Here is a 15,750-nt window from a genome sequence, read left to right on the forward strand (position 1 = left end):
CTACACCACTTTCAAAAAATTATTTAACATTTCATGACCATATTCAGTAACTAAACTTTCTGGGTGAAATTGTAAAGCCCACAATTTTAATTTTGGCTGATGAATGGCCTGAATAACACCATCCTCACTCTGCGCATCAATTTCAAAATCATTAGGTAGTTTGTCAACAATCAATGAATGATAACGTGCAACTTTCAAATTTTGTGGAAGTCCTTTAAAAATTCCTTGACAATTATGACGAATGACAGAAATTTTTCCATGCATTGGCCTCTCACCAAGAACAACATTTCCCCCAAAACATTCAGCAATGACTTGCTGACCCAAGCAAATTCCCAACATAGTAATTTTTCCAGCGTATAGTTGAACTACATCCCTACTAAAAACGGCTTCTTTTGGTGTTTTTGGACCTGGAGAAATGATAATCGCATCATAATTTTCACAAATAAAATCCGGAGAAATTCTAATTTTCTGACTCATTTTATCTTGGTCATTAACCACTGTTACACTACAATCTAATTCCTCGAAATACTGTACCAATAGATAAGTAAATGAATCATAATTATCAATTAAAAGCAATTTCATTTCAGCCTCCTTCTTTAATTATACTAAAATATTTATTAAGTTAAGTATTTTAATCAGTCTAATTTCAAATCTATAAAGCGAATATTTCTTCATAAATTAATTAATTTACATATTTCAAAAAAGAACTTAAATAAGTTCTTTTTTGAAAGTATATGAATTTTAAAGACTATTTAGCAAGACCTTTATAAATTTGATCTAAATTCCATTTCATCATACTATAGTAGCTATCCCCATTTTCCCCTTTTTTCGCCACTGAATCTGTAAATATTGTTGAATAAATTGGAATTCCTGTATCCTTAGAAACAGTTTTCATTGGTCGATTATCAACACTACTTTCTACAAAAAGCGATTTGAGTTCAGTAGCTCTTAACTTTCTAACCAGATTTTTTATTTGGTCTGGCGTGCCTTCTTCTTCTGTATTTATCTCCCAAATATAAGCAGAGGGAATATTATAAGCCTTAGAAAAATATTTAAAACAACCTTCGCTCGTTACAATCATCTTTTCATTTTCAGGTATTAAAGAAAATTTAGATTTTGCTTGCTGATTAAGATCAGATAATTTTTTAACATATTTATCTAAATTATGTTTATAAAAATCCTTATTAACTGGGTCTTTTTTAGATAACTGTTGTTCAATATTTTTTGCATAAATAATCCCATTCTCTAAATTGAGCCAAGCATGCGGGTCTTCTTTTCCTTCAGTGTTCTTTCCTTCAAGATAAATGACCTCAACTCCAGTACTTACAGGAAAATAATCAATATTTTCTTTTTTATTTGCATTATTCACTAGTTTTGTAAACCATGCATTTCCACCTGTTTCCAAGTTTAAACCATTGTAAAAGATTAAATCTGCTCTAGAAGTTTTTTGAACATCTACAGGCAAAGGCTCATATTCATGCGGGTCTTTGCCAACAGGAACTATACTATGTAAATTGATTTTATCATCAGCAATATTTTTTGTAATATCTGCCAAAATTGAATTAGTCACGACCACATTTATTTTTTTATCTGTGACTTGGTCTGTTTTTTTATTTGAGCAACCTACTAGAAAAACGATAGCAGCTAGTGCTATAAAAGTTATCAATATGTTTTTATATTTTTTGATCATCAATTTTAACCTTCTTTTTTATAAAATTTTGTTTTGGTGAAACTAAAAAACTAATTGCAAAAATGATAGATGAAGTAATGACAATGCTTGAACCGACAGCAATATTAAAGCTGTAACCTATAAATAAACCTAAAACGGAAGAAACTGCCCCTAGTGAAGAGGAGAGAATTATCATTTTCCTCAAGCTATTTGTATATAAATATGCTGTTGCTGCTGGCGTAATTAACATAGCAACAATTAAAATAGTTCCGACGCTTTGCATCGCAGTTACGGATACTAACGTCAATAAAACCATCAAAAGATAATGATAAAAATTCACTTTCATTCCAATTGCTTTTGCCATCAATGGGTCAAATGATGTAATTAAAAGTTCCTTAAAAAAAAGAATGATTACTATTAAAACAATTCCTGAAACTCCTATTGTCAGCCATTTATCAATATCTTGTACAGCTAAAATATTTCCAAAAAGAATATGGAACAAATCTGTTGAACTATTGGCAACTCCGATTAATATAACACCTAAGGCTAGAAACGAACTAAATGTAATTCCAATTGCAGTATCACCTTTGATAATACTATTATTTTTTATGAAAGTAATAATTATTGACGACAATAATCCAAAAATAATTGCCCCTACAAAGAAATTTATTCCTAAAATATAGGAAATAGCAACACCAGGAAGTACTGCATGAGAAATCGCATCACCCATTAAGGACATTCCTCTCAAAATGATGAAACAACCAACTGCTCCTGAAACTACGCCTATCACAACTGCTGTAACTATAGCATTCTGTAAAAAATGGAATTCATATAAACCATTTATAAAATTCTGTATCATTTGATTCTTAATCTCCTATAAATATATTATCTCCATATGCCGCTTTTAAGTATTTTTGATTAAAACTATCTCTTACTGAACCATAAGAAATTAATTCTCTATTTAAAATAACAATGTCATCAAAATACTCTCTTACTTTACTTAGATCATGATGTACTATTAAAATAGTTTTCCCTTGACTTTTTAAATCTTGAAGAATATTCATAATAATCTTTTCACTTATTGAGTCTATCCCTACAAATGGTTCATCTAAAAAGATATAGTCTGCTTCTTGAACTAAACACCTTGCCAACAAAACTCTTTGAAATTGACCACCTGATAGTTCACCTATCTGCCTATTTTCATATTCTGATAAGTTAACTTTTTGTAAAGCGTTAGAAACCCTTGACCATTCTTTATTTCCAAGTTTTTGAAACAGCTTTAATCCCGTATAAGTACCAAGAGATACGCACTCCTTAACTTTAATTGGAAAAGTATGATCAATATCACTTTTTTGCTCTACATAAGCTATATTTTTCAGTTCCTTTTTACTTACCTTACCATTTATTAATATTTTTCCAGAATGTGGAACAATATTGAGAATAGCCTTGATTAAAGTAGATTTTCCTGCACCATTTGGTCCTATAATACCAGTGATTTTCCCAGGTTTAACTTCTAGTTGAATATCCTTCAGGACTTTATTTTCATTATAGAATACATCTAAATGTTTAGTACTTATCATCGTTCTCTCCTTATGCTAGTAAATAAAAACTTATAAATCTTTTCACAATTATAGCATATGCTAAATATTTAATCAATATATTTCGTCCAGGCTATTCATCTTTTAATATTAATTAATATATTTGAAAACTCACAGTTTTCTTTCCATACTAAATTGCAGATTTCGTTCTCAAAAAGTTTAAGTCATAAGTTTGGATTCCTGCACTATTATCTGTTATACTTCAAGTAAGATTGTTTAGAGAACGTTTTCATTTACACAAGGAGGCAAACAATATGACAACTATGGTTTTTGTAAATTTTCCAGTATCTGATATTGAAGCATCAACTAGTTTTTATGAAAAAATAGGTTTTAAAAAGAATCCCAATTTCTCAGATGAATTGGTTAGTTGCATGGTTTGGGATGAAAATTTTTTTATCATGCTACTATCACATGCTCGTTATAAAACATTCATTGGTGAAAAAGAAATTGCGGATACAAAATCATCAAGTGCTGCATTAATTTCATTTACTTTTTCAAGTGCGCAGAGTGTAAAGGACTTTGGTAAATTGGCAGATGAAAATGGCGGAAAAAGCCTTTATTTAGATAATGGTATTTCTGAAGAAATGATGTATGGTCTTGAAGTCCAAGATCTAGACGGCAACTGTTTAGAGCCTGTTTGGATGAATTCTGAGATGGGAAAAAATTGATTTCATGAAAAAATTTCTCTAACTAATAAAAAGGCTCTCACAAACGAGAGCCTTTTTTTTATTTTAAAAAAGAAATCTTATATTTTATTTTCAAAAGAAACTAGTTAATTATCTTTCAAATTATTCTTTCTCCATGCAATTCCTCCAATTGTCAATACTGAAAGCAAACCTAAGCCAAGTGCCATCAACTCTGAACTCATTAATTCATCTGAGCCTGTAGTAGGAAGTGAAGCTCCAAACGGCTCCGATACTATAGGCGTACTAAGAACATTCACCTTGTTACGAAGAGCTGAATTATTACCAGTTGATGTTGTAGGAACAGAGAGTGCAGTGTTCCCAACTTTTGAAAATGGTACTTTTTCTATTACTTTTACGCTCATATTATTTCCAAGAGTGTCATCTGTATTCACTCCATCTTTACCATTTTGACCATTGGCACCATCTTTACCCGCTACACCTGCTGGCCCTTGCGCTGAAACTCCCGTATCTTTTCCATTGATAAAGATATCTCCATTATTTCCAATTGTAAGTGTTGGACTTTCTCCATCTTTACCATTTGTTCCATTTTGACCATCAGCACCATCTTTACCTGCTACACCTGCTGGCCCTTGCGCTGAAACTCCCGTATCTTTTCCATTGATAAAGATATCTCCATTATTTCCAATTGTAAGTGTTGGACTTTCTCCGTCTTTACCATTTGTTCCATTTTGACCATCGGCACCATCTTTACCTGCTACACCTGCTGGCCCTTGTGCTGAAACTCCCGTATCTTTTCCATCAATATACCAATCACCATTTTCTCCAATGCTAATATCTGGCTCTTTACCCTCAGGACCTGTTGGACCAGTTACTCCTGGATCTATTGTTCCGGTAGGAGGGACAACCGTGAGTGATCCTTCACCAGGAAGTGTTACACCTCCTGTTGCAGCTGAACTACTTATAGAACTTGAGGAACTACTAGCCATACTTGAATTATTAGTTGCACTAGAACTTTCAGCACTGTTATTAGAACTAGATGCAACATTACTGCTATTACTTGTCGAGCTAGAACTATTTGAATTGTTTGGTGCAACAACCGTCAAGCTTCCTGATCCGGGCAGAGTAATTGGGTCGGCAAAAGTAACTGTACTTGTCAATATGTCTCCCACAGGAATACTTGAAGCATCAAAGCTATAAGTCAAAACAACATGACCAGCACCGATATTATCAACTACCATATTTCCATGGGCGGTAGCAATAATTTTACCTGTATGGGTGTCATAAAGGGTCCCTTCCGTAGGTTGAGAAGTATTTGCGTCCATCATATCATTTTCAACTTGAACAAAATCATAGGCTAGTTGGTTTCCATCCGCATAAATTTGTCCTTGTAAATACACTCCCGCAAGTTGGTGATTACCAGAAGCAACATAAACTGGCGCAGATGATTTATAAATTTTACCAGTTATAGGATCAATGTAACTATAATCTACTGTATAAGTTCCGACTGAGTTTGTATTAACGTATCCAGATACACTGAGTTCATCCAATGATAAACTATTACCTCCAGTGATAATTGCAGAAACGAAGCCAGCATCTGGAGAATATTGATCCCCAACAAATACGGTTTGAGATTGGGTCGTAATTGTTATAGCACTAGTTGGAGCAATTATAGGGTTAATATTTTCATTGTTCATTTGATAGACAATTGTTGTATAACCAGCCTGTGTAGGAGCGCTGTTTAAACTTACTCCCGCAGTATTCCCTCCTTGCGTAGATGCTGCAGCAGTCCCCATTGTTGTAGTTGCTCCATTTAAAGTTGGTTTAACTACAAACGTTTCGGGTACAAACATACCATCCTGATTTGATCCTGTAACAGCTTTTTGACCTTGATAATAATAGTTTTCGTATGCAAGGTTTTGACTAATCTGACTGCTTGGGTCTTGTGCTGTAAACCCAACTGTCATAGTTGCAGATGCTGTTATTGTAGGAATAGCAGCTGTTCCTGTACCATTTGCACCAACATTCCCACCAAGGCTGAGAACACCATCAATCACACCAATACCAAATTGGATAGCATCAAGTGGGCTGCTTAGATTTCCTTGTATTGAACCAGCAATAGCAGAATTTGATAAATTAGCAATATTGCCTATTCCTGCTAAAGTTTGACCTAAAGAATACCCTATACTATTAGTTCCGCTTGTTAAACTATTTGTAATATCTGCTTGTAATCCTTGGACAATAGAATTATATCCTTTTAAAGCGGTACTATAAGCTGCCGTGGTTGTATTGAGTATACCATTCAAAAAGTTATCTACAATAGCAAGCCCTGTATAAGAAGTATTACTTGAGTAATCATCAAATAGATTTGTAATCGAACTTGGTAGAGTAACAATCGTTCCCAGTTCATTACCTACTGATTGGGTATAATTTGTCACAAGATTAGTTGCCCAGTTAGCTACAGCTGTAATAAAGCCATGACCACTTCCTTGAACGGTAAAGGTACCATCACCGTTATCAACAACTGGTGCAAGATAATTTTCAGTAAATATTCCGCTCGTTGGGGAGCTAGCATTTGCCAATACCTTTCCAGATTCATTAATAGAATTTATTGCAAACTGAACATTATTACCATACTGTTGTAAAGCTGTCGCTGCAACTGTAGTTATAGACTGAATCTGAGTAGCAACATTATAAATTCCTTGTTCAAAACTAGTAGGATTAATTTTTAAAAGTTCACCAATAGTAGGTCCAGAGAAAAGTGCTCCTCCAGTAAGTGGATTTGGAATAGATATTTCAGTACCTAAAACTGTAGTAATTAAATTATTAAGTTGTTGTTGACCGCCATTTAAAATAGAATTAAATGATAACTGGTTAAAAGGCGAAAGAATAGTAGTTACTGAACTTGAAATAATTCCATTCACATAATCTGTTGCTGAGAGTCCAACATACTTAAGGACGTTGTCTGGAACACTTACAGCTGGATCAATAACAGCCTCTAAAGCACCAGTAAAATATGTTGCAAGAGAGGAAGCTAAGTTACCATTCAAAATTTGATTGATTGTATCAGTAGTTGAAACCCAAGCAGAGCCTGCACCTGCAGCTATATCATTTACAAGGGAAGCCACACTTCCTACTGCACCTCCAAGAGTATTAGCTAAAGCTTCTGTCGTACTTGAGTCAGCAGTATATTGAATGCTAACCATTGCAGTACTTGCTGCTGAAGTGACGATATAGCCAGTTTCTTCTGCGCTCATCATATTTTGCATTGAAGCAATGGCTGTACTATTTGCAGTAATACTAGTCAATAGATTCGTCATCTGTGTAAGTAAAGAAGCTGCACTTGCATTAAATCCACCCGCTGCAATTGCTTGTGATTCTGCGGCAGACAATGAAGCATAATCAATCGCCATAGAACTAGTAGTTTTTGACAAATCAGCAATTGAGGATGCAATAGCAGAATTTTTTGCAGTTGTAGAAGTTGATTGAACAAACCCTTCACTTCCCACCACATCGTTCGGATAGTAACTTTGAGCTCCTTCATTTATTATTTGATAAGAACCACCAATTGTTTGTGCCGTTGCATTATTTTTTACAGCGAGAGTTGTTGTAGTCCGTTGTAAATTAGCTGTCGATTCCTGATTTGCTACATAAATTACTTTGGTATCTGCTACTGATAGACCAGCCTCTACTAAATCAGAAGGGGCTTCAACTGTCCATGAATAATTTCCCCCAGACAGAATATCATTAGCTGGTTCTCCTGAAGGTATTATTTGAGTTTGCTTAATATCAAATGATGTTGAAGAGTTTGCACTACTACCAGCTTGTACTGCCCCATTATTATTCAAAGCTGTGCTATTTGTAACTCCTAAAGCTGGTGAGGCTGAGGAATCAACTCTGTTAACAGAACTATTAACACTATAAGTTCCGTCAGTATTAGTTGTATTTTTAGTTTCTGGAAGTCCTGTTGGAGCTGCAGTAGAGCCTAAAGTGTTTGAAATGACTGAAGTTCCATCTTGTCTTAAAACAACGTTACTCGTACTCGTTACAGTTGTAGAACTAGCCACACTTGAGGTAGCTGCTACACTACTTGCAACCACCATATTTGAAGAAGTGATTGAACTTTGCAATGAATTAGCATATGAGGCATTATCAGCGCCTGCGGTGGCATTAGATCCTAAACCTCCGGTTGCGGTATTTTCCGTCCCAGTAGCACCCGCTGAACTAAGAACTTGTCCATCTGCATGTACGTCTAGTTCAGTTCCTAAAGCACCTACTAATATAAATGCAATAACTGCAGAACTATAAAGCCAAGTTTTACCAGATTTCCAAGTACGAAATTGAGTGTTTACTTCTTTGAGATTTTCTTTCTTAAGTTTCTCCATAGTTTATTCCTTTTCGTTTAAAATAAAATTGTTTCACAATAACATAATACATTTAAATTAATAATAATTCAAGTCTTTGGAAGTATTATTCATGATTCACTTTTATAAATAGTTTCCTTTTTTGATATTTTTTCAAGACAAAAACCTTCTATTATAAACATTTATATATAGATTACACTATAGACAAATAGTTTCTATTCATCAAAAAACCCCACTTTCTATAATGTATAATTATTCATAATTATTAAAAAATCGAGTAACAGCCTAATATCAACCTAATAGTTGCTATAAACAAATTATTTTCTTTCATTAAGAATCCAATAGTACTTGTTGTATTTTTTTTAAAGCGAAATAAAAAGATTTCGACATACAAAAATTCTTATTTTTTGCCATCAACAGTAATTGTAGACAATGAAAAAAGCAAAAGATATAAAACCTCCTGCCTTTTCATAGAACTAACTCCATAATCTTTTCAATTAATTATCTAAAAAACCCATTTGAAAAATATAAACAACTTCTTCTTGATTAAAATAACGAATCGATTTGAGATTTTTATATCCTTCTGGTATTACTATTGCTGAATAGTCCAGCTCACTATTTGAATCTAACCCTACTTGCTTATAACCAATGATCATCAATTTTTCACTTCCCCCAGCAAGTAAAACTACACTCCCAAGTGGCAGAAAATCCTTTAACTCCCTCATAATTTACAATTTCCCTTATTGCTTCTTCCTATAACTCTTATACCTTAGAGTAATTATAACATTTACTTGAACACAAAGCTACAACTGAAATAGAAATATTACATCATTTTTAGTTAGCATAAAAAAATTATTTAATGACAGGTTTAATATTACTTCTACCATCCCCCATTTTATTTATGATAATTTGTTGTCCAATAGTTGCTTTCATTTCCTCTACATGGCTAATTACTCCAACTAATCTATTTTCACCAATTCGTTCAAGAGCTTGCATTGCTTTTTGTAATGTTTCTTGATCAAGAGAACCAAATCCTTCATCAATAAATAGTGCCTCTATTTGGACACCATTAGCTGTATTTTGAACTACTTCACTTAAAGCCAAGGCAATTGACAATGCAGCTATAAATGTTTCTCCACCCGATAAGGTATCAGCTGAACGAGCCGCCCCTGTTTCATTATCATAAATATTAATATCTAAGCCATGATCCATTCGTCGATTATTTCCTTCGCTAGCAAGTTCAAATCGATATCTATTGTTTGACAACTGATTAATAAAATGAAGGTTAGCATAATCAAGAATTTTTTCTAAATAATTTTGGACCACATATGTTTCAAGCCTTAGTTTATCTTCGGAAGCTCTACCTGAAATTGCATTATAAAGCTTAGTAATTGCAGCTTTTTTGCTAGCATCCTTATCTTGTTCTTTTATGACTTTTTTTAATTCACTAAGAATCAACTTCGCTTGCTCTACTTCATTTTCAGCAGATACCAATTTTTTTTGCAAAAAAACATAGTTTTCATTTGTCTGTTTCTTTTCTTCTTCAATCAATGCAAGAATTGGTCGCTTTTTATTTTGAATTATTTGTTGAATATTTTTAATTTCGACTTTCAATCTTGCTTTATCTGCTTTATACTGTTCGACTTCTTGGGAAATCTGGATTAAATCATCATCATAAGCCCACTCTTTTAATACTTGAAATTCTGTCGTGAATGCCTCTTGCTCAGAAAATTTTTCTTTTATTTTTTCTTTATTGGTGCTTATCCTTTCAAGTAATGTTGCTTCTTGACTTTCCAATGAATTTAAGCTGGCCGTTTGTGAAGAAATTTTTATTTTAATATCCGTAAGTTGGGCCATTAGTTCTGACAGATTTTTTTCAAATAAATCAGTTTCTTCTATTAGCTTATCTCGCTTCCTTATCAAATTATAACTTGTTTCAATAATCCCTATCTCTGTTATTTCGGCGATTAAATTTTCTATCTGTCTATTAAACTCTTGAGTACTATATTCAAAGTCTTTCACCTTTTCCTGTAATTCAAGTTTTTTTGACTCCAAATCAGCAAGCTTTGCTTTTATTTCATCATTTTTTACCTCTTCCAACTCTAACGATTTCGTTAAATTTAAAAGACTTTCCTCAATAGATACTTCATCAAAGGAATCCGGAAATATTTGTGAATAATCAGCAATAAATTCACTATAAAGAATTGAAAGTTCTTTTTCAAACTCATCTGCCTCTATTTTTTTCAAATCAAGACTAGTTTTAAGTTCACTCTTTAATTGTTGTAATTGTTTATCTTTCTCCAAGAGGACTGTTTGTTTCTTTTGTGATTCATCAATCTCTTTCAATAAATTTCCAAGTTCTTTATAAGAGCTTTCTTCAATAGTTTCTGTAAACGGATGTTCTAATGCACCACACACGGGACATGCTTCGCCTTCTTGCAACTCAGATTGCAACTGTGCGATCATCAAGCGCCTTCTACCTTTTAATTTTTCATTATAAGCAAATTTAGCCTTTTCTAGATTGTCCTTATTTTCAGAAAGCGCTATTGTGTTTTCTTTTAATTTTAATTCTAACCTAACAATATCATCTTTTGAATGTTTCACTTTCTGAAAGGTCGGAATTAATTTCCCACGAAATGTCACTTCTAATTGATTTCTCTCTTCTCTTTTATTAATAAAGTAATCATCAGAAATAACATCATTTTGAAGAGTTGAAATATTTTTGGCTGCTTGTCCCAAGTTAGCTTTAAAACTTTCTAGTAGTGTGAGATTATCAGCTTGCTCTAACTTTAATTCCTCTACCTTTGATTGCTTTCTTTCTACCTGAAGTGATAGCTGAATCTGGACAAATATTTTTTCTGCTTTTTTTTTATTCTCATTAATATTTTCTTGCTGTTTATTTAAGTCCTCTTTTTCTTTTGTTAATTTTTTCAAAAGAATTTCATCTTTTGCTTTTTCAGAAATTACCCCAGCAATATTACTTTTCAAGCTTTTTGACTGTTTTATATCTTGTTCTAATTCATGAATACTTTCTTTTAAGGGGGAGGCCCATTTCAATTTTTTTAAATATTCGGAATTTTCTTCAAAAATAGCTGACTTTTCAATAATATTCTGCTGGTAATCTTTTTCTAAATTATTTAGATTTTTAAACTGATTTTCTAATTCCAACGCGGATTTATAAGCTATTTCTAGCGAAGTTACTTTTTCTTCTTGTTCAAAAGTTTGACCTTCTATCTCATTTTTTCTCGCAACACGATCCTTCCATAGAGACGTGACTAGATCCAGTTTTTCTTGTTCAGCTGCATCTTCTAGTTCTTTTAACTCAAAAGGGTTCCAAATTGATGACTCATATAAATTTTGTTGTTTTCGATCATGTTCTAAATATACCGCGTTCATCTCTGAATTTTTAGCCTTTATCTCATTGCTAAAAGATGTAAAAATATAGGTGCCAAATATTCTTTTTAATATTGCCTCTTTATCTGGAGTAGAAGACTTCAAAAATCTCGAAAAGTCATTTTGTGGTAGAAGAATTATTTTTTTAAATTGTTCGGCATTCAGATGTAAAAGACGAGTGATTTCTTCTCCAACGTTTTTAGGATTTATTGCAATATTATTTTTCTCAATCCCTTTTACTCTATCTACAATAGCTAATTTCGCTGTTGATTTTTGAAGAGTTGATCCACTGCCTCGTTTCTTTGAGAGTTTTTGTTCAGGACTTCTTTCAATTCTGTATAAAAGATTTCCTTGTTCAAAATAAAAAGTCACGCTTGTCCTATCATCAGCTGTTGCAAACTGACTTCTCATTTCTTTGGCATCTCTATCACCCGTTGTTGTTCCAAACAACGCATATGTCATCGCGTCAAATATCGTGGATTTTCCAGCGCCTGTGTCCCCACTAATTAGAAATATAGGAGATTCATCTAGCAGTCGAAAATCTACGACAGAATTCTCATGGGGGCCAAAATAATTCATTTCCAAATATATAGGCTTCATTTTTATTTTTCTCCTTCTAATTCATTAAATGTACTTTCGATGATTGCTGTTTGTACATCATCTAGCGTTTCCCCTGTAGTAAATTTATAAAAACTAGAAAGAATTTCCACATTATCTAACGTTTCAATATCTTGACTCCTACTTCTTTTTAATTGTTTTTTTTCAAATTGATAGTCAAGTTCTATAATTGTTCCATAAATCTTTTGGAGTTGGGCACGTAAATTTTGTCCCACGAGTTTCGTCCGATCAAAATTTTTAATTGTAATCGCAAACCAAGATTTATTTAGTGGTTGCTTTTCATAAAAATCACGGTTTATGAGTTGCTCCCATTCTTCTTCAAGAACTACTAAATCTGTTTTTACTTGTAATGGAAGAAAGTTAGAGTTGAGCATTTTTTCTTTAATTTCAACAACAAAGATTCCTTTTTGCGTTGACGCTTCTTTGGTATTAAATTTTACTGGACTCCCCGAATACTGTACTTTATCACTTGGGGAAGCTAACCTAGTATGAATATGACCTAACGCAACATAATCAAAATCTGAAAATTGTGAAACATTTAAGGTCGATAATCCACCTACTTTAGATGGGGTTTCACTTGTTAAATCAATTTCTTCTTTATGAGGACTCACCGCAAAATGAGTGACTAAAACCTGATTTTTCTTATTATTGAACTGACTTTTCATCTTAGAAATTACCAACGTCATCGCATCATCAATTGTCTTAATTTGCTTTGTGTCTTCTTCATCTAATCCCTGATTCGAAAAATATATTCTTGCATCCATTGGGTCAAAAAAGGGGAGTAAAAAAATCTGAGTTTCTTTTGTTTCCACTGGAATAAAGGCTTCCTCAAGAGATGTTCGTAGATGTAAATTATTAAAATCCAACCAGTCCTTAGCGTAACTTAGTCTTTTGGCTCCATCATGATTCCCTGAAATCATATAAATAGGAAACTTTTCTATAATATTCATCTCTCTCAGCATCTGATTGAATGTTATAACTGATTCTGCACTCGGAACTGTTCGGTCATAAAGATCTCCAGCAATGATAATTCCATCAACTTGATTTTGTTTTGCCAAAGATAAAATTTGCTCAAATGCATATTTTTGTTCTTCCAATAAAGAAAAACCATTGAGTGTTCTTCCAATATGCCAGTCTGATGTGTGTAAAAATTTCATATCTCTATCCCCCAAAAATAATCTTAATCCTTGTAATATTCATCTTTCATTATAACATTATCAAATAGTTTTATATCATTCATTGATAGAATATCTGATAAAACAAAAATACTAGCATTAACACTAGTATTTCAATGAATCCAATTATTTATTATTTTGCTTTTAATAACTCTTCTTTGCTGTGAACTAATTGTGTTAAAAAATCACAATAAGGTGTGGCTACCTTATATTTTTTACCTTTACGTGAAACAGCACCATTAATATAGTCAATCTCTGTCAATCGATTATTTTTAATCAAATCCTGATACATGGAAGGGTAATGTAATCCAATTGTGTCACGATCAAAACAGGTTTCAACATGCTGAACTACTTCAGCAACATCAAGGTTTACATTCTCAAATTTTGCTACTGCTGAAAATTCATTAACAATAGTAACAACCATATCATGTGCTGGTTTTGTTTTACCTAATCCGGCCATATTAGTGTCTAAAATAGTACAAAGTCCATTCATTGTTCCATTAACACAAGCTTTTCTATAAATAGAATAATGAATATTGTTAGAATATTTAGCATTCAGTTTCGATTCTGATAATATTTCTGCTAACTTTTTAGCCGTTTCTTCCTCACCTGAAATAAGATTTTGCAGCTCAACCGAACCATTACCAAATAATTTAGCTTTACCTGGACCTTCTAATCCAGCAGTCCACATAGTATTACCAATAAATATATTATTTTTCGAAACATATTTTTCAATAGTATCTTCGTGGCCAATTCCATTTAGTAAGCAAAGTACCTTGGTATGCTCGTCAATTAACGGTTTAATATCTTGTAGCATCTTATCTAATTGCATGGCTTTTGTAAACAAAATAATTAAATCTGTTTTTTCTTTAGAAGAAATCTCAGATTGTAACTCAACCGATAGATGTGCGGTCAGTTCTTCTCCGTTGTAATTAGCATGCAAACCATGCTCTTTAATCGCTTTAACGTGTTCAGGCCATCCATCTATAAGGGTTACTTCATTGCCACCTTTATGAAGCATTAAACCAAAGCGACTCCCCATCGCTCCTGCACCGGCAATTGTAATTCTCATTTTTTCTCTCAATCTACATATTTTCCATAAAATAACTGAATTCGCTATTTTAAACGAGTTCAGTTATAGTAATTTATAGATAACAAATTATTTATAGTTAAAATTGTAGCTTTTTATTAGTCAAAAATCAAAAATTAACTTTTAAAAAATAAGATAGAGATATTCAGAAAATCCAACAAACCCTCACTAGATATTCTTATTTTGCCTGATCCCAAATTCGAACATTTTCAATAGCGGTCATCAGGCCAAGCTGCCTAACTTTTCGTGGAAGAAATTTACGAATATCATCTTCGTTATAGCCTACTTGCAACCGATGTTCATCCACCACAAGTGGACGACGCAGTAATTTTTGATTCTGAACAATTAGCTCTACGAGTGAATTTAGAGTGAGCGCATCAAAATCAATGGTTTTTGATAGTTTTTTATAAGCACTACTTCTTTTAGAAATAATTTCCTCAACTCCATTTTCCGTTAATGAGAGTATTCTTAAAATATCTTTTTTTAATAAAGTATTTTCTAAGATACTTATTTCCTCAAATTCTAATTTGTTTGTAATTAACCATTGTTTCATTTTTTTACTTGAGCTACAGTTTGTCGAAGAAAATAATTTAATCATGGCATAATTTCCTTTTTTGTTTTTTTGTTATTTTTTTCTCATTTATAAATATATTATATTAAATATTTAATTTTTTGTCAATATATATTATTTTTATTTAATTTTTTTGTTATTTAACTAAAGTTTGTATGCATACCCTATTAAATAATAAAAGCCATCATTTTGATGGCTTTTGTTTAATACTTATTTTCTCCCCCCAGAAGTTAATGTCTTAAATTTATGCTTCCATTCGTTTTGGAACCATCGATTTTCAAAGGTGTCTGCAAGCAGAGTATTTCTCTCTGTTTGTTGTTTACTATTTTTGACCACTTTTACTGATATTTTTTTAGACAATTGATTTCCTCCCATTAGTGCTCTTAGTTGATTAACCGAACAGGTCATCTCTAAAACTACTATATAGCTTAAAAAAATCTAAAGGATACAGAGAATCATTTCATTCTCTTAACGTAATTATACCAAAAAAATAACATTTTATGAAGAAAAAAGTTTACTTTTTGATATAGATAATTTGAATACCCCATTAAACAAAAAAGCCAGTCGAATGAACTGGCTCAATGTTTGTAATTTGAAAAGAATTTCAGAGATGTCAAGGTTGGATGTG

Annotated in this window: 12 protein-coding genes; 1 reads left to right on the top strand and 11 read right to left on the bottom strand. The window is 32.5% G+C overall.

The window, feature by feature from the left end:
• From ACRYLU_RS06530 to ACRYLU_RS06545, 4 genes are all read right to left on the bottom strand, one after another.
• The gene (locus ACRYLU_RS06530; RefSeq protein ID WP_256293866.1) at positions 1 to 582 is read right to left on the bottom strand and encodes an anthranilate synthase component II; all 582 of its coding nucleotides are present in this window, start codon (positions 580 to 582) and stop codon (positions 1 to 3) included.
• Between the two features lie 166 nt (positions 583 to 748).
• A complete protein-coding gene (locus ACRYLU_RS06535; protein WP_311317474.1) occupies positions 749 to 1,690 on the bottom strand; it encodes a metal ABC transporter substrate-binding protein in 942 nt (313 codons plus the stop codon).
• On the bottom strand, positions 1,674 to 2,528 hold the full coding sequence (locus tag ACRYLU_RS06540) for a metal ABC transporter permease (protein ID WP_260310375.1): 855 nt from the start codon (positions 2,526 to 2,528) through the stop codon (positions 1,674 to 1,676). Before ACRYLU_RS06540 ends, ACRYLU_RS06535 begins: the two co-directional genes overlap by 17 nt.
• A 7-nt stretch (positions 2,529 to 2,535) precedes the next feature.
• On the bottom strand, positions 2,536 to 3,249 hold the full coding sequence (locus tag ACRYLU_RS06545; protein WP_033899005.1) for a metal ABC transporter ATP-binding protein: 714 nt from the start codon (positions 3,247 to 3,249) through the stop codon (positions 2,536 to 2,538).
• 272 nt (positions 3,250 to 3,521) lie between these two features.
• Here ACRYLU_RS06545 and ACRYLU_RS06550 point away from each other — a divergent pair, with 272 nt between their 5' ends.
• A complete protein-coding gene (locus ACRYLU_RS06550) occupies positions 3,522 to 3,935 on the top strand; it encodes a VOC family protein (RefSeq protein ID WP_033899008.1) in 414 nt (137 codons plus the stop codon).
• A 104-nt stretch (positions 3,936 to 4,039) separates the two neighbouring features.
• Here ACRYLU_RS06550 and ACRYLU_RS06555 read toward each other — a convergent pair whose 3' ends face one another.
• The 7 genes from ACRYLU_RS06555 to ACRYLU_RS06585 all read right to left on the bottom strand — a co-directional run bounded on the left by ACRYLU_RS06555 (position 4,040) and on the right by ACRYLU_RS06585 (position 15,497).
• On the bottom strand, positions 4,040 to 8,296 hold the full coding sequence (locus ACRYLU_RS06555) for a bacterial Ig-like domain-containing protein (RefSeq protein WP_445080795.1): 4,257 nt from the start codon (positions 8,294 to 8,296) through the stop codon (positions 4,040 to 4,042).
• A 476-nt stretch (positions 8,297 to 8,772) separates the two neighbouring features.
• Positions 8,773 to 9,000, bottom strand: a complete 228-nt coding sequence (locus ACRYLU_RS06560) for a DUF4176 domain-containing protein (protein ID WP_033899013.1) — start codon at positions 8,998 to 9,000, stop codon at positions 8,773 to 8,775.
• Positions 9,001 to 9,127: 127 nt separating this feature from the next.
• Complete coding sequence (locus tag ACRYLU_RS06565; protein ID WP_260310379.1) at positions 9,128 to 12,268, bottom strand: SbcC/MukB-like Walker B domain-containing protein; 3,141 nt, start codon at positions 12,266 to 12,268, stop codon at positions 9,128 to 9,130.
• A gap of 2 nt (positions 12,269 to 12,270) precedes the next feature.
• Positions 12,271 to 13,443, bottom strand: coding sequence for a metallophosphoesterase family protein (locus ACRYLU_RS06570; RefSeq protein ID WP_058205250.1), 1,173 nt, complete (start codon positions 13,441 to 13,443; stop codon positions 12,271 to 12,273).
• Positions 13,444 to 13,594: 151 nt separating this feature from the next.
• Positions 13,595 to 14,533, bottom strand: coding sequence for a 2-dehydropantoate 2-reductase (locus ACRYLU_RS06575; RefSeq protein ID WP_260310380.1), 939 nt, complete (start codon positions 14,531 to 14,533; stop codon positions 13,595 to 13,597).
• A gap of 196 nt (positions 14,534 to 14,729) precedes the next feature.
• On the bottom strand, positions 14,730 to 15,149 hold the full coding sequence (locus tag ACRYLU_RS06580; protein WP_058205252.1) for a Spx/MgsR family RNA polymerase-binding regulatory protein: 420 nt from the start codon (positions 15,147 to 15,149) through the stop codon (positions 14,730 to 14,732).
• 183 nt (positions 15,150 to 15,332) lie between these two features.
• Complete coding sequence (locus ACRYLU_RS06585) at positions 15,333 to 15,497, bottom strand: hypothetical protein (RefSeq protein ID WP_003131055.1); 165 nt, start codon at positions 15,495 to 15,497, stop codon at positions 15,333 to 15,335.
• Positions 15,498 to 15,750: the final 253 nt, after the last annotated feature.

The sequence above is a fragment of the Lactococcus sp. KTH0-1S genome, from assembly GCF_052544945.1.